The organism is Photobacterium sp. GB-36 (genome assembly GCF_003026135.1).
GTDB lineage: Bacteria > Pseudomonadota > Gammaproteobacteria > Enterobacterales > Vibrionaceae > Photobacterium.
The window spans coordinates 1-15,737 of record NZ_PYNY01000008.1 but is presented as its reverse complement, the minus strand read 5'-3'; the positions used below and the strand labels follow the sequence as shown (position 1 = coordinate 15,737).

The 15,737-nt window shown below is 43.1% G+C and carries 18 protein-coding genes; 14 read left to right on the top strand and 4 right to left on the bottom strand.

The window, feature by feature from the left end:
- Window positions 1-11: 11 nt before the first annotated feature.
- Window positions 12-1,415, bottom strand: coding sequence for a PLP-dependent aminotransferase family protein (locus C9J46_RS09510; protein WP_107260657.1), 1,404 nt, complete (start codon window positions 1,413-1,415; stop codon window positions 12-14).
- Window positions 1,416-1,593: 178 nt separating this feature from the next.
- On the opposite strand from C9J46_RS09510, the gene C9J46_RS09505 reads away from it, so the two are divergent.
- Window positions 1,594-2,193 (top strand): LysE family translocator, encoded by a 600-nt coding sequence (locus C9J46_RS09505; RefSeq protein ID WP_107290820.1) that lies wholly within the window; start codon window positions 1,594-1,596, stop codon window positions 2,191-2,193.
- Between the two features lie 84 nt (window positions 2,194-2,277).
- On the opposite strand, the gene C9J46_RS09500 is transcribed toward C9J46_RS09505, so the two are convergent.
- Window positions 2,278-4,200: an ABC transporter ATP-binding protein gene (locus tag C9J46_RS09500; RefSeq protein ID WP_107207510.1), complete on the bottom strand. Its 1,923-nt coding sequence runs from the start codon at window positions 4,198-4,200 to the stop codon at window positions 2,278-2,280.
- Window positions 4,201-4,429: 229 nt separating this feature from the next.
- Here C9J46_RS09500 and kefG point away from each other — a divergent pair, with 229 nt between their 5' ends.
- The 4 genes from kefG (at window position 4,430) to slyD (ending at window position 7,706) form a co-directional block, all read left to right on the top strand.
- Window positions 4,430-5,020 carry a glutathione-regulated potassium-efflux system ancillary protein KefG gene (kefG, locus tag C9J46_RS09495; RefSeq protein WP_107207511.1) on the top strand — a complete coding sequence of 197 codons (591 nt, stop codon included), beginning with the start codon at window positions 4,430-4,432 and terminating at the stop codon, window positions 5,018-5,020.
- Window positions 5,010-6,815, top strand: a complete 1,806-nt coding sequence (gene kefB / locus C9J46_RS09490) for a glutathione-regulated potassium-efflux system protein KefB (RefSeq protein WP_107290819.1) — start codon at window positions 5,010-5,012, stop codon at window positions 6,813-6,815. The genes kefG and kefB overlap by 11 nt, the downstream gene beginning before the upstream one ends.
- Window positions 6,816-6,850: 35 nt before the next feature.
- Window positions 6,851-7,060 carry a YheV family putative zinc ribbon protein gene (locus C9J46_RS09485; protein ID WP_107207513.1) on the top strand — a complete coding sequence of 70 codons (210 nt, stop codon included), beginning with the start codon at window positions 6,851-6,853 and terminating at the stop codon, window positions 7,058-7,060.
- Window positions 7,061-7,142: 82 nt separating this feature from the next.
- Window positions 7,143-7,706, top strand: a complete 564-nt coding sequence (gene slyD / locus C9J46_RS09480; protein ID WP_107290818.1) for a peptidylprolyl isomerase — start codon at window positions 7,143-7,145, stop codon at window positions 7,704-7,706.
- A gap of 73 nt (window positions 7,707-7,779) precedes the next feature.
- Here slyD and C9J46_RS09475 read toward each other — a convergent pair whose 3' ends face one another.
- The gene (locus C9J46_RS09475; RefSeq protein WP_005371779.1) at window positions 7,780-8,001 is read right to left on the bottom strand and encodes a SlyX family protein; all 222 of its coding nucleotides are present in this window, start codon (window positions 7,999-8,001) and stop codon (window positions 7,780-7,782) included.
- An 8-nt stretch (window positions 8,002-8,009) separates the two neighbouring features.
- Window positions 8,010-8,987 carry a WD40 repeat domain-containing protein gene (locus C9J46_RS09470; RefSeq protein ID WP_107247122.1) on the bottom strand — a complete coding sequence of 326 codons (978 nt, stop codon included), beginning with the start codon at window positions 8,985-8,987 and terminating at the stop codon, window positions 8,010-8,012.
- Window positions 8,988-9,178: 191 nt separating this feature from the next.
- Between C9J46_RS09470 and fkpA the strand changes: the two genes are divergently transcribed.
- From fkpA to C9J46_RS09425, 9 genes are all read left to right on the top strand, one after another.
- Window positions 9,179-10,033 carry an FKBP-type peptidyl-prolyl cis-trans isomerase gene (gene fkpA, locus C9J46_RS09465; protein ID WP_107207516.1) on the top strand — a complete coding sequence of 285 codons (855 nt, stop codon included), beginning with the start codon at window positions 9,179-9,181 and terminating at the stop codon, window positions 10,031-10,033.
- 184 nt (window positions 10,034-10,217) lie between these two features.
- On the top strand, window positions 10,218-10,940 hold the full coding sequence (locus C9J46_RS09460; RefSeq protein ID WP_005371773.1) for a transcriptional regulator: 723 nt from the start codon (window positions 10,218-10,220) through the stop codon (window positions 10,938-10,940).
- The gene (gene tusD, locus C9J46_RS09455; protein ID WP_107290817.1) at window positions 10,937-11,329 is read left to right on the top strand and encodes a sulfurtransferase complex subunit TusD; all 393 of its coding nucleotides are present in this window, start codon (window positions 10,937-10,939) and stop codon (window positions 11,327-11,329) included. The genes C9J46_RS09460 and tusD overlap by 4 nt, the downstream gene beginning before the upstream one ends.
- A gap of 10 nt (window positions 11,330-11,339) precedes the next feature.
- A complete protein-coding gene (gene tusC / locus C9J46_RS09450) occupies window positions 11,340-11,696 on the top strand; it encodes a sulfurtransferase complex subunit TusC (RefSeq protein WP_005371769.1) in 357 nt (118 codons plus the stop codon).
- A 7-nt stretch (window positions 11,697-11,703) separates the two neighbouring features.
- On the top strand, window positions 11,704-11,997 hold the full coding sequence (tusB, locus tag C9J46_RS09445) for a sulfurtransferase complex subunit TusB (protein ID WP_107207518.1): 294 nt from the start codon (window positions 11,704-11,706) through the stop codon (window positions 11,995-11,997).
- A gap of 176 nt (window positions 11,998-12,173) precedes the next feature.
- On the top strand, window positions 12,174-12,548 hold the full coding sequence (gene rpsL, locus C9J46_RS09440; protein WP_004399892.1) for a 30S ribosomal protein S12: 375 nt from the start codon (window positions 12,174-12,176) through the stop codon (window positions 12,546-12,548).
- A 95-nt stretch (window positions 12,549-12,643) separates the two neighbouring features.
- On the top strand, window positions 12,644-13,114 hold the full coding sequence (rpsG, locus tag C9J46_RS09435) for a 30S ribosomal protein S7 (protein WP_005371760.1): 471 nt from the start codon (window positions 12,644-12,646) through the stop codon (window positions 13,112-13,114).
- An 89-nt stretch (window positions 13,115-13,203) separates the two neighbouring features.
- On the top strand, window positions 13,204-15,309 hold the full coding sequence (gene fusA / locus C9J46_RS09430) for an elongation factor G (RefSeq protein WP_107207519.1): 2,106 nt from the start codon (window positions 13,204-13,206) through the stop codon (window positions 15,307-15,309).
- A gap of 100 nt (window positions 15,310-15,409) precedes the next feature.
- A partial coding sequence (locus tag C9J46_RS09425; RefSeq protein WP_233217737.1) for a GTP-binding protein occupies window positions 15,410-15,737 on the top strand: 328 nt, incomplete at its 3' end.

Here is a 15,737-nt window from a genome sequence, read left to right as displayed (position 1 = left end):
AATATCCTCTGTTACAGCGAAAAATGGGATAAAGGGGGGTGGCGTAATAACTCGGCAATGGTTTTTAAGCCAAAGATCAATTGCTGTTGGTTTAGCGGTGAGCTAATGGCGAGCCGTACTGCTGGTTGAATATGATTACCTCTAGGAGTAAATAATTCTGCTGATTTAACTATGACTCCACGGGCTGTTGTTGCCGCCATAAAATCACTTAAGCGCCAGTCTTCTGGTAATTGCAGCCAAACATGAAAACTATAAGTCTGGGTTGTAATGGCAAACTCACCAAGGTATTGCTGTACCAATAATTGCCGTTGTTGTATTTCAGTACGAACGGTCGTTAATACCCGATCGGCATCACCTTGAACAATTAATTCACAAGCGATAGCAGAGAGCAGTGGGCTGATCATTAAGCTGTGGTTATAGAGTGCTGCACTTAGATGTTGCTGCCACTGTTTCGGCACTTGGATGTAACCTAAGCGAAGTCCTGGTGCGAGGCATTTTGATAACCCTCCGATGTGGATTACATGTTCAGGTGCTAGGTTGATTAAAGGCGGTGGCGGTGAGGGCGGCAGTAATCCGTTGACGTCATCTTCCGCAATTAACACATTATGCTCACGACACACGCTAATCACTTCTTCACGACGAGAGAGCGGCATTGTTACCGAAGTTGGGTTTTGCTGGGTTGGTGTTAAATATATTAGCCGTGGTTGGTAGAGTTCACAGGCCGATGCGAGACTGGCAGGGATCACCCCATCTTCATCCATCTCAACACTTTTTAGGGTAATACCATGTTGACGAGCAAGGGTTAGAAAGCCGGGGTAGCAAAAGTGTTCGACTAACACGGTATCACCAGCACGACAGAAAATACTCAGCAATAATTCCGCAGCATGTTGTGCGCCTGAGGTGAAATACATCTGCTCTGATGAAACATTAATGCCTTTTTGATTTAACCATTGGCAAACGATATGACGATGATTATCGATCCCTTGTGGTGGCTGATACAACATCATGTCATTTAATTGCGAGGGATTAGCACTAATTTTTGCCATCGCTTTGCTTATCATCTCACTGCGATCAAATCGCGGAGGAATGTTATAGCCGAAATTACATTCTTCAGTCTGTAACTCTTCTAATTGATAGATCCAGTGATGGTTTTTATTGTTATCACAGACATACGTCCCAGCCCCAATACGTGCTTCGACAAGATGACGTCGTTCCGCTTCTGCATAAGCACGTGTCACTGTACCGACGGTAACCTGTAATTGATCGGCAAGTGCGCGGTGTGTGGGGAGTTTCTCCCCAATTGCGATGTCACCTTGCTCGATAGCTCGTGCAATTCCATCTGCAATTTGACGATAAAGTGGTTCTTTAGTTTTAGCGATAAGTTGGATATTTAATAACTTTTTCTCGATTGTCATGGTGACAATAAATCCTTTGATCTTAATAACTTCCCTTGTTAGGTTAAATTGTGCGCACAAAACAACCGTATTGCCAGAGATTTTTTATGTTGTCGCGAAATAACTAAAATTGTATCGGTACAATTTCGTGGGAGATGATCTGGATAGTTTTATTTCTATCGTTTATTAAGGAAAGTGTGTGGAAGGATCAACAATCATCTCAGTTATTTTATTTGCCATATTAATGACAGGCACGCCGGGGCCTAACAATATGATGGTGACCGCCTCTGGAGCAAACTTTGGTTATTGGCGTAGTGTTCCGCATATTACGGGGATCAGTGTGGGTATGGCGAGCATGATCAGTTTACTGGCGGCAGGGCTCGGCATTATTTTTGAACGTTATCCTATGGTTCACGAGGTATTAAAAGTTGTTGGGTGTGCGTACTTATTGTATTTAGCATGGAAAATAGCCACCGCTGGCAGCATGAGTAAAACAGAGCAAACAGTGAAGGCGAAACCGATGAGTGTATTCTCTGCTGCTCTGTTTCAATACGTTAATCCTAAAGCATGGATGATGTCAGCAACGGCAGTAAGCACCTTCGCCGTTAGCGGGGCGCACTATTGGTTATCGATATTAATGATTGTATCGGTATTTTTCGTGGTGGGTTTTGTTTGCGTTTCGCTATGGACTGCAACTGGAGTGGTGATACGTCATTGGCTAACATCAGAACGTCGCACGATTCGGTTTAATCAGACGATGGGAGCACTAACGGCAGCATGCGTGATGATGATTTGGTAGTGGTTGTGGTTGTCCTTTGTTCTAGATAACTGAAAATAACAACGCCAACGAAGTGCTCGTTGGCGTTATAGGTGTTAGGCGATATTATTCGGCACTAAATTGAGATTCCATCTCTTCTAATTGCTCTTGTAACTCCATCCAAGCAACTTCTACATCTTCCAAATCCGATTTTGCATCACCTTGCAGTTTTAATTGCTCATTCATACGGACTTTGTTCTCGGCCTCATAAATACTGCTATCGCTTAATGCGGTTTCAGCATCGGTGATGATGGCATTGAGCTTATCCATTTGCTTTTCAAGCTTGGTGATTTCTTTACGAATAGGGGCTGTTTGTTTACGGAACTCTGCCTCTAAACGTTTTTGCTCTTTACGCGATGCCGCGCTGTTATCTTTGTTGGTTTCAGGTTTTGTTGCTTGTTGATCACGGCGCTCATTACGTTGTTGCTCGGTAAGCCATTTGTGATAATCATTTAAATCACCATCAAACGGTACGACTTGGCGATCATGTACTAAATATAAGTCATCGGTTGTTGCACGTAGTAAGTAACGGTCGTGACTGACAATAACCATTGCACCTTCATAAGATTGCAGTGCCAACGTCAGTGCTTGGCGCATATCTAAATCAAGGTGGTTGGTTGGCTCATCGAGCAGCAATAGGTTAGGACGTTGCCATACAATCAGTGCTAGCACTAAGCGGGCTTTCTCACCGCCAGAAAACGGACCGACTTTTTCTAGCGCTTTATCACCAATAAACCCAAAGCTACCTAAATAATCACGGAGTTGTTGCTCGGTTGCTTGTGGCGCAATACGTGCCATATGCTGAACTGGGGTATCATCAAGGTACAAGGTTTCTAATTGGTGCTGGGCAAAGTAACCAATTTTAACCCCTTGCGAATACGCCATATCACCGGCTTTCGCTGGTAAATCACCCGATAGCATTTTTATCAGAGTCGATTTACCGGCACCATTTCGACCAAGTAGGCCAATACGACTACCAGGAACAAGATTCAGGCGAATTTTTTCTAAAATCAGTAAGTCGTCATAACCTGCGGCAACTTGATCCATCATTAAGATTGGGTTCGGCAGAGCACTTGGCTCGCGGAATTCAAAACTGAATGGGTTATCAAACTGAGCCGGTAACACTTTTTCCATACGTTCGAGGGCTTTAATACGACTTTGCGCTTGGCGTGCTTTACTGGCCTTGTAACGGAAACGTTCAATGTATGACTGCATGTGCGTCATTTGCTTTTGTTGTTTCTGGTACATCGCTTGTTGTAGCACTAGTTTTTCGGCGCGTTGTACTTCAAACGATGAATAGTTACCGGTGTAACTGTGCATGGTTTGATTTTCAATATGGATAATGCGGTTAACCACAGGATCTAAGAAATCGCGGTCATGGGAAATTAACACCAAGGTACCACGGTAGCTTTGCAGCCATTTTTCCAGCCACATTACGGCATCTAAATCTAAGTGGTTAGTTGGTTCATCGAGTAGTAGCAGATCAGAGCGGCATAATAGCGCTTGAGCAAGGTTAAGGCGCATACGCCAACCACCCGAAAATTGGGTCAGATTCCATTGCATCTGGTGCTGTGAAAAGCCGAGGCCGTCAAGTAATTCTGCCGCACGAGCATTGATACTATAGCCACCAATGGTGTCCATTTTACCGTGAAGCTCTGCGACTTTAGTACCATCATCAGCTTGTTCTGCGGCAAGAAGTTGGCGTTCAAGTTCACGGTATTCACGGTCACCATCAATGACATACTCAATAGCTGCGCGCTCTAACGCTGGTGTCTCCTGAGCAACCCATGCCATTTCCCAGTTACTCGGAAATTGGCAGTTGCCAGCATCTAAGCTGAGCTCATTTTTCAGTAAAGCGAACAGGGTCGATTTACCACAACCGTTTTTACCGACAAGACCGACTTTGTCGCCCGGGTGGATCGTTGAAGTGGCGTTTTCAAGTAATACTTTGCCACCACGTAGAAGTTGGATATCTGAAAAGATAATCATCAATATTGCCGGGGTCTTGCCCGCTCCACTAAATAAACTGGACTTATGGGCGGAAGTCTAACTCAAACAGCGCAGAGTGGCTAACATCTCTCTATTGCTTTAGGTTACGTTTTGCTGAACAAATGATAAACAAAAGATCATGTTTGTTAACAATTAGGTATGATGGAATAATACTGAGCAAGTCCTTATTGTTGCACATGATGAATATGAACGATTGTCAAAGGATGTTATGACACGACAAAACTTACCATCAATTCTCATTATTTTTGCTCATCCTGATCCTGATGAGTCCGTTGCTAATCGCGCAATGTTGCAAGACATTGAGCTATTAGGTCACGTTACTGTGCATGATTTATATGCCACGTACCCCGATTTCTTTATCGATGTTGTCGCAGAGCATGAGCTGATCGCGAGTCACGACATCATTATTTTCCAGCATCCGCTCTATATGTATTCCTGCCCATCATTGTTGAAAGAGTGGTTTGATAGAGTGTTAAGCAAAGGCTTCGCTCACGGTGACGGTAATGAAACCGTGGGTAAATATTGGCGCTCGGTGATCACGACTGGCGGTGGAGCAGAAGCTTATAGTCCAGATGGTTATAACCGTTATGGTATTGATACCATTTTAAAGCCATTTGAAATTTGTGCTGATCTTTGCCAAATGCATTGGTTACCGCCACTTATCTTGCACTGGGCAAGACGCGTCACGCAGGATGAATTAAACCAACATGCACGCGCATACCAATCATGGTTAGCGAACCCTTTGATTATTGAGCCTCGAATTAGCTTAACGAAGAAGGAGACCAACAATGACCAATGATTTCCTTGTTCTAAGTGTGGTTTTTTTGGCCGCAGCTATTATTGCCGTCCCTTTGGCGCAAAAGCTTGGCTTAGGTTCAGTGTTAGGCTATTTGATTGCGGGTATTGCCATTGGCCCTTGGGGCTTAGGCTTGATCTCCGATGTTGATGCTATCCTCCATTTCTCTGAATTTGGCGTTGTGTTGTTACTGTTTCTGATTGGTTTAGAGCTTAATCCGAAAACACTGTGGCAAATGCGTAAACCCATTTTAGGGTTAGGTGGTGGGCAGGTGGTGATCACCAGTGGGGTTATTGCCGTAGTGGTTATGAGCTTTAATGGCTTTTTACCTTTGTTGACGTGGCGCGATTCAGCCGTGATTGGCATGGGGCTGGCGTTATCTTCAACAGCAATTGCACTACGTGTAATAGAAGAGCAGCAATTATCAGGAAGTGAAACTGGGCAATCGGGTTTTGCGGTACTGTTATTTCAAGATATAGCAGTGATCCCAATGCTTGCCTTACTCCCAGCTCTCGCTGGCGGTAAAGGGGGGAGTTGGAATGATGCATTTTGGATGTTAGGTGGTATCGCCGTATTACTTGTCGGTGGACATTTTTTACTTCGTCCACTGTTTCGTTATGTGGTGATGAGTGGTGTTCGTGAACTGTTTAATGTTGCGGCATTACTGTTAGTGCTTGGTATTGCATTGATTATGCAGGCGCTTGGATTATCCATGGCGTTAGGGGCATTCTTAGCGGGGGTGCTATTAGCTGAGAGCGAATATCGCCATGAATTAGAAATTGCGATAGAGCCGTTTAAAGGGTTATTACTGGGGCTGTTTTTTATCTCAGTGGGTATGGCGGTAAATATTGGGTTACTGTGGCAATATCCATTACAGATTTTAGCCGCGGTATTAGCATTAATCGCAGTAAAAGGAATCGTGCTCTATCTTTTAGCCCGGATATTTGGCGTAAGAGAAAAGTCACGTAGTCAGATGGCGGCGATTTTAAGTCAGGGGGGTGAGTTTGCGTTTGTCTTGTTTACTGCCGCTCGTGCTGAAGGTTTACTAGATGCGCAATTATTAGCTTTCTTGCTGGTGGTTGTAAGTATATCAATGATGACAACGCCGCTCGTATTAACGCTTCAAAATCGCTGGTTTGTGCGAAGCTTCAAAGCGAGTGAGCAACCGGAGCCAGAATCGGATGTTGTTGATCGTGCACCTCGTGTCATCATTACGGGGTTTGGACGCTTTGGACAAGTTATAGGACGATTACTGTTTGCTAATAAAATTAAAGTGACTGTACTTGAGCGAGATCCGAGCCAAATCCAATTTTTACGCAAGTTCGGTTATAAAGTTTTTTACGGTGATGCTACTCAGTTAGATTTGCTCCGCGCTGCAGGGGCAGATAATGCGGAAGCTATTATTATCTGTACTGATGCACCGACAGAAGTCATGGAAGTGGTGGCTATGTGTCAGCAACATTTCCCGCACTTAAAAATATTAGCGCGGGCGAGAAGTCGTGTTGAAGCGCATCAATTACTAGGTCAAGGTGTTGAATGTTTCTCACGTGAAACTTTTGCTGGTGCTCTTGATTTAGGTCGCCAAGCCCTCATATCTTTAGGTATGCATCCGTATAAAGCGAAACGTGCAGAGGCACATTTTCGTAAAATAGATACACAAGCCTTACGGGACCTATTGCCGCAGCATAGTGAAGACGTCAATTTAGCATCAAGGCAAAAAGAAGCCCGTAAAGAGTTAGAAGAAATTTTCGATCGTGAAATGCGAGGTGAGGAAGAGCGCCATCATGGTTGGGATTAAGCTAGCGCTTGTGTGATGATCAAGGAAAGAGCAGGATGATAAAAAAACGATTTATCGCAGGGGCTGCATGCCCTAGTTGTCAAACCATCGATACTTTACGCTGGTGGCAACAAGATGATGTTGAATATGTCGAGTGTGTGGCTTGTGATCATGCAGATACACGGGTGCCACAATCGGTACAAGAAAGTGAACAACTTTCGTCAACGACCAAACAACAAGTGATAGGTGTTTTCAAGCCTGACTAATACGGAATTAGCATCATTGCCATATTATCCTGTATGATGTCGAGCAAAACTTATCACCCCAAGCTCAAATTTTGGAGTAAACATGAAAGTCGCTAAAGACACAGTAGTAAGCTTAGCTTACCAAGTGAAAACTGAAGATGGTGTAGTTGTAGATCAATCAACAGTTGAAGCTCCACTTGATTACCTTCACGGTCATAACAATCTAATTCCTGGCCTTGAAGCAGCGCTTGAAGGTCATGTAGCTGGCGACAAGTTCGAAGTAACTGTTGCTCCTGCTGACGCTTACGGCGAGCACATGGACGAAATGGTTCAACGTGTTCCTGCAAACGTATTCCAAGGTGTTGATGAAATTACTGTTGGTATGCGTTTCCTAGCAGATACTGATCAAGGTCCAATCCCTGTTGAAGTAACTGAAGTTGATGGCGATCACGTAGTTGTTGATGGTAACCACATGCTTGCTGGTCAAACGCTAGGTTTTGATGTTGAAGTTGTTGCAGTACGCGCAGCGACTGAAGAAGAAATTGCACACGGTCACCTACATCAAGGTGGTGGTTGTTGTGGCGGCGAAGGCGGTTGTGGCGATCACGGTAACAATGACGAAGGTTGCTGCGGTGGCGAAGAGAAAGGCGGTTGCTGCTCTCACTAATATCATTTGATGATATCAATAAAAAAGGAAGCTTAGGCTTCCTTTTTTGTTTTCATTTTTTAGTCAAACACGATTAATAGTGTGGCGGCGGAGTTTCTTCCGACTCGCTAGCCATATTTGGTGCTTGCATGCCTTTTACCTTACCCACTAAAAATCTCATCTGAACTTCCATGCGGTCAATCATGAACTGTTGTTTGGTAAGGGCATCATTAAGATCATCAATAGTTTGCTCTTGAAAGGCTTGTTTCATTTCAAGTTCATCAATACGGTGTTGTAATTGTTCAATCTCAGTCATGGTCGTTTTCAATCGGTTGACCAGGCTTGGGCAAATCCAGATGATGATCCAGAGATGACGTTACCTGTTGGGCTAATAGCGACATCATACACCACTGCTGTAGCGGGTCGAGTGTCTTGCTGACGTTCCGCCTTCCAACTACCGATATTTTTCCCATCCGATGTTTGCCATAACTCCACTCGGCGTGAGGGAGTGCCAGTTGCTACCATTGAACCATCATCAGAAAAACGCGCACTCGAAAGGGTTTGTTGGCGAAGGGTAATGTCTAGCTCTGATACTTTCTTGCCGTTGGTTAAATCCCAAATAAAGACGTCATTGGTGCCATCGGCAGTCAGGGCAAATTTTCCATCTCGTTGTAGTGCGACTCGAGTAATGCGACTTTTATGAGGGAAACCATACAAGATTTGTCCTGTTCGGGTATCCCATAAATAGCCATTATGATCATTGCCGCCGGATAGCGCGTAACGGCCATTAGGAGAGAGAGCGACACTATTAACTTTCTCTTGATGAGCTAAAAACTCAAGTCGTCTTCCTGTGCTAATATTGATAAATAAGGCCTTACCATTACTTAGCGCTAATAAGATGTCGTCGCCATTATTGGCAATAGCGACATCTCTAATGGTAGTGTCATCAATCGACCATAAACCTTGTGCTTGGGACCAGCCAAGATCCCAAATAGCAAAATTTTGTGCTGTGGCCGTGATAGCAAAACGTTTATTGTCAGAAATATGGCTACTTATCACCGTACTGTGATGTTGATCTTGAGAACCAAAATCAGCTAACTTTTTGTTTTGATGTAAGTCCCATAGCACGATACCTTGTTCGATTGCAGCAACTATTGCAAAACGACCATCTCGGCTAAGGCTAAAACTGGTTGCACCTTGTGGGGCTAATTGCCAGCGTTGGACTTCTGAGCCAGAAAAGAAACAACCACTCAAGGTCAAAGTGGATAAAAATAAACAAAATGAAAAAAAAGTTTTATACATTAAGCTCTTGTTCCGCTTGCATAGGGTAACTAGTAGAGTAAATTAGTCTGATTAAATAACTGAACTGACATGCTTTTTACAGTTACTTAATCAAATGCTAGTAGTATATTGTTATAACTTTATTTTCATACTCATTCTAAAAAGTACAGTTAAAAAATGAGGCATTGCCTCACTGACTGATGGAGAAATACATGAAACCTGTTCTAAAGATGTCTGTATTGGCAGCAACAATTTTCCTCGCTGTTGGTTGTCAGGATGATAATAAAGCAGACACCAATAAGCCTGCTGAACCTGCGAAAGTAGAGCAGGTTGCTGCTAAGACTCCAGCTGCTGATGCTAAAGTTGAATTTAAAACTGAAAATCAAAAAGCAGCTTATGCAATTGGTGCATCACTGGCGCAATACCTATCAGCCAACCTTGATCAGCAAAAAGAGCTAGGTCTAGACCTAAATCGTCAAGACGTACTTCAAGGTGTTGAAGATGTATTTGCGGGTAAGAGTCGTTTAACGCAAGAGCAAACCCAACAAGCGCTTCAAGAACTTGACCAGCGCGTAGCTAAAATTGTTGAAGAAAAAGCAAAAGCTGAAGCTGAGAAAAACATAAAAGCTGGTGAAGAGTTCCGTACTAAGTTCTCGAAAGAAGCAGGTGTTGTAACAACTAAAACTGGCCTAATGTACAAGATTGAGAAAGAAGGTACAGGTCCAAAACCAACAGCAACCGATACAGTTGAAGTAAATTATAAAGGCATGCTAACTGACGGTACTGTATTTGACAGTTCTTACCAGCGTAATCAACCTGCCACTTTCCCTTTAAATCAAGTAATCCCTGGTTGGACTGAAGGCGTTCAGCTAATGCCTGTAGGTTCAAAGTTTGAGTTTGTTATTCCGCCACAACTTGCTTACGGCGCTCAAGCAAACCCAAGCATTCCAGCTAATTCAACATTGGTATTCCAAGTTGAGCTACTAAGTATTAAAGGTGATAAAACTGCAAAACCTGCAGCGGCACCAGCTGAAAAACCAGCAGCTACAGAGACAAAAACACAATAGTTGAGCAATACTTACCAATAAATATGCTGATAAATATCAAGACCCGACTTATGTCGGGTCTTTTCTTTTTAATTATCTGATAAACTTACTAGCAATATTTTAAATTTTATTGATTCTATTTAATACATAAGTTGAATGTATAAGTCGTATTAATAGTATTGATTGCAACATGGAAGATTGAAAAGTGGTTTCAACTGATAACTTTGGTTCAGAGGTGATGGTCGACAGTGATATCGTCGATAGCCGAATCTTCTCTGAGCATGATTATATTATTCTTCGCTCTTATGAAGCCGTTGTTGATGGTTTAGCAGCGTTAATTGGTCCCTTTTGTGAAATCGTGCTCCATTCATTAGCCGATCTCAACACCTCTGCGATTAAGATTGCTAACGGAGAAAATACCGGCCGTAAAGTTGGCTCGCCAATCACTGATCTTGCATTACGCATGCTACGCGATATTGAAGGTTCTGAGCGCAATTTTTCTCGTGCTTATTTCACCCGTGCTAAAGGTGGTGACTTAATGAAGTCAATCACGATTGCCATTCGTAACGGTGAAAATAATATCATTGGCTTACTGTGTATAAACGTTAATTTAGATGCCCCTTTCTCTCAAATTCTGCAGTCGTTTATGCCTACTGATGAAGCTAAGCAAGCGGCATCAACGGTTAACTTTGCCAGCGATGTTGATGAGCTCGTTGATCAAACGGTAGAACGTACTATCGAAGAAATTAATGCAGATAAAAACGTATCAAATAATGCCAAAAACCGTCAAATCGTGATGGAGTTGTTTGATAAAGGCATTTTCGATATTAAAGATGCAATTAATCGTGTTGCAGATCGTTTAAATATCTCCAAACACACTGTGTATCTGTATATTCGTCAGCGAAAAACCGAGGATGGTGAGAAGTGAGTTTAACTTACGCTATCGTGGTCAATGGTCCTGCATACGGAAATCAAACATCACGTTCAGCTTATCAATTTGCAAGAGCATTAATTGAAGAAGGACACGTATTACAACGCGTGTTTTTTTATCAAGATGGCGTGTTAAATGGCTCTGCATTAACGGTACCAGCATCCGATGAATTTGATCTTGTGGCGGCATGGCAAGCATTAGCTAAAACACATAATGTCGAATTGCAAACCTGTGTGGCTGCCGCATTGCGTCGCGGTATTGTCAGTGAACAAGAAGCAGAGCAAAACCAATTATCTGCTGTCAATCTTGCAGATGGCTTTGAACAGGTAGGGCTTGGTGGTCTTGCTGAAGTCTTGTTAACGGCAGATCGCGTCATACAATTTTAGTGGTATAGATATGAATTCACTGGGCTTTATCTTTAGAACTTCACCACATGGCAACAATAGTGGGCGAGAAGGGCTAGATGCTGTATTGGCAAGTTCGGCTTATACTGAAGAGTTGTCACTGTATTTTATTGATGATGGTGTATTTCAGTTATTAAAACAGCAGCAGCCACAAGCAATTTTAAGTCGAGATTATATTGCGACATTTAAAATGCTTGAACTTTATGATGTTGAAAATATTTATGTGAATGCAGAATCACTCCGTGCGCGCGGACTAACAACAGATGATTTGATCATCGATGTGATTGTTTGTGAACAAGCACAATTAATAGAAAAAATGCATCAATGTCGACAACTTCTTACATTTTGAGGTCGTAATGCTTCATACCGTTACTCGCTCACCCTATCAAAGCCAATCTTTGGCCCAATGTTTAGCATATGTTGCCGCTGGTGATGAAATATTGCTGTTAGAAGATGCTGTGATCGCCAGTTTGGCAAAAAATAATTATTTAAATGTAATAAAAAATATTGGCGTAAAAATTTATTTACTTGAGGCTGATCTCATTGCACGTGGATTGCAAGGTAAATGTGATGAGAATCTTAATGTTATTGATTATAAAGGCTTTGTTTCGTTAACCGTTAAGCATGAGCAGCATATGAAATGGGCGTGAATAAGTATGATATTAGCCTTAAAAGTGATAAAAAACGGATTGTTTAAGAAATGATCACTTGATTGATCGTTGGTTAGATCTTGACACCCTAGGGTGCGATGCCTAAAATTTCGCGTCCTCCTGTTGTTGGGAGGCAGATTTTTCACCTTACGAAAGTAATATTCAGGAGCTATTTAATGGCAACTATTAACCAGTTGGTACGTAAGCCACGTGCTAAGCAAGTTGTAAAAAGCAACGTGCCAGCACTAGAAGCGTGCCCACAAAAACGTGGTGTATGTACTCGTGTTTACACTACTACACCTAAAAAACCGAACTCAGCATTACGTAAAGTATGTCGTGTTCGTCTAACAAACGGTTTCGAAGTAACATCATACATCGGCGGTGAAGGTCACAACCTTCAGGAGCACTCAGTTGTTCTTATCCGCGGTGGTCGTGTTAAAGACTTACCGGGTGTTCGTTACCACACTGTTCGTGGTGCACTTGACTGTGCAGGCGTTAATGACCGTAAACAAGGTCGTTCTAAGTACGGTGTGAAGCGTCCTAAGTCTTAATGGATTCCGTTAAGTAAGGCCAAACACTAAAATTATTTAATTTTGAAGAAACTGAAAAGTTTTGGATAACCTGAAGAAGACAACGGAGATAATCCATGCCACGTCGTCGCGTAATCGGTCAGCGTAAGATCCTTCCAGATCCTAAATTCAAATCAGAATTGCTGGCAAAATTCGTTAACATCCTTATGGTTGACGGTAAAAAATCTACTGCAGAAAAAATTGTTTACTCTGCACTAGAAACTATGGCTGAGCGTTCTGGTGAAGAACACCTAGCTGTATTTGAAAAAGCTCTTGAAAATGTACGTCCAGCGGTAGAAGTTAAGTCTCGCCGTGTGGGTGGTTCAACTTACCAGGTGCCTGTAGAAGTACGTCCAGTACGTCGTAATGCACTAGCTATGCGTTGGTTAGTTGAAGCTGCGCGTAAGCGTGGTGAAAAATCTATGGCTCAGCGTCTAGCAGGCGAAATGCTTGATGCGGCTGACAACAAAGGTTCTGCTGTTAAGAAACGTGAAGACGTTCACCGTATGGCAGATGCGAACAAAGCGTTCGCACATTACCGCTGGTAATATAGCTGGTAATACCGCTTGGGCACGGCAGGTTTTCCTGCTGTGCCTAAACCATATTCTAAGGTTCACCTTAGTAAGAGGATACAACCGTGGCACGCAAAACGCCTATCGAGCGCTACCGTAATATTGGTATCTGTGCTCACGTTGACGCCGGTAAAACAACAACGACCGAGCGCATCCTGTTTTATACAGGCCTATCTCACAAGATTGGTGAAGTACACGACGGCGCTGCTACTATGGATTGGATGGAGCAGGAGCAAGAACGTGGCATCACGATCACCTCTGCTGCAACAACCACCTTTTGGCGCGGTATGGACAAGCAGTTCGACGAGCACCGAATCAACATCATTGATACTCCAGGACACGTAGACTTCACCATTGAAGTTGAACGTTCACTACGTGTATTAGATGGTGCTGTTGTTGTGTTCTGTGGTTCTTCAGGTGTAGAGCCTCAGTCAGAGACTGTATGGCGTCAAGCTGATAGATACGAAGTACCACGCATGGTTTTCGTTAACAAGATGGACCGTACTGGTGCCGATTTCCTTCGCGTTATCGAGCAAATTAAAACCCGTCTTGGCGCAAACCCAGTACCTATTCAACTGAATATTGGTGCTGAAGATGAATTTAAAGGTGTAATTGACCTGATCAAAATGAAGGCCATTAACTGGTCAGAAGTTGATCAAGGGACTAGTTTTACCTATGAAGACATTCCTGCTGAGTTATTAGAAGAAGCAGAAGAATGGCGCATGAATTTAGTTGAGTCTGCCGCTGAAGCGAATGACGAACTAATGGATAAATACCTTGAAGAAGGCGAGCTGACTGAAGCTGAAATTAAAGCTGGTCTTCGTCAACGTACACTCAACAACGAAATCGTACTCGCGACTTGTGGTTCTGCATTCAAGAACAAAGGTGTTCAGGCAGTACTTGATGCAGTTGTTGATTTCCTTCCTTCACCAACAGAAGTAAAAGCAATTACTGGTGAAGATGAAAACGGTAACCCTGTTGAACGTCACTCAGATGACAATGAACCTTTTGCAGCTCTTGCGTTCAAAATTGCAACAGACCCGTTTGTAGGTACGTTAACATTCATGCGTGTTTATTCTGGTGTTGTAAATTCAGGTGATACTGTCTTTAACAGCATTAAAGATAAACGTGAACGTTTAGGTCGCATTGTTCAAATGCATGCGAATAAGCGTGAAGAGGTCAAAGAAGTGCGTGCTGGCGATATCGCTGCAGCTATTGGCCTTAAATTTGCGACAACAGGTGACACCCTATGTGATCAAAATCATAAAGTGATTCTTGAGCGCATGGACTTCCCTGAACCAGTAATTCAGATCGTTGTTGAGCCTCGTTCAACAGCTGATCAGGATAAGATGGCAATCGCGCTAGAAAAATTAGCGATGGAAGATCCATCTTTCCGAGTAGAAATTGATAATGAATCTGGCCAGACATTAATTTCTGGTATGGGTGAACTTCACCTTGATATCATTGTTGATCGAATGAAACGTGAATTTAGCGTTGACTGTAATGTGGGTAACCCACAAGTTGCTTACCGTGAAAGTATTCGTGGTACAACGGAAGTCGAAGGTAAATTCATTCGCCAAGCTGGTGAAACGGGTGGGCGTAACCAATATGGTCACGTTTGCTTACGATTAGAACCAACTGAGCCTGGTGAAGGTTTCGTATTCGTAGATGAAATCGTGAATGGTAGCGTGCCGAAAGAGTATATCACGGCTGCAGCGATTGGTATCGAAGAACAAATGAAGAGTGGTGTGCTTGCTGGCTACCCAATGGTTGATGTTAAAGCAACGCTGTTCGACGGTTCATTCCACGAAACTGATTCTAACGATATTGCATTTAAAATCGCAGGTTCAATGGCATTAAGACAAGGTGCGCTACAAGCAAACCCTGTATTGCTTGAGCCTATGATGAAAGTTGAAATTACCACGCCTGAAGATTGGATGGGTGATGTTGTTGGCGATCTTAACCGTCGTCGCGGCATGATCGAAGGTATGGACGAAGGCAATGCGGGTATTAAAATTATTCGTGCACAAGTTCCATTATCGGCAATGTTTGGCTATGCAACTGATTTGCGTTCAGCAACACAAGGCCGTGCGTCTTATTCTATGGAGTTTAGCGAGTACGCTGAAATGCCAAAGAATGTTACTGACAAAATTATTGCAGAACGTAACTAATTTCATTATTGCGTCGATGGCTATTGACGCATAAAATACAAACTTCAGAGCCGTCCCCGACCTAGTAGGGGGCGTATCTTAACTAGGAAGGAACACAATTGTGTCTAAAGAAAAATTTGAACGCGTAAAACCGCACGTAAACGTTGGTACTATCGGTCACGTTGACCACGGTAAAACAACTCTAACTGCTGCTATCTGTACTACACTTTCAAAAGTGTACGGTGGTGCTGCTCGTGACTTCGCATCAATCGATAACGCTCCAGAAGAGCGTGAGCGCGGTATCACAATCTCTACTTCTCATGTAGAGTACGATACTCCAACTCGTCACTACGCACACGTTGACTGTCCTGGACACGCCGATTACGTTAAAAACATGATCACTGGTGCTGCTCAAATGGACGGCGGTATCCTAGTTGTTGCTGCAACTG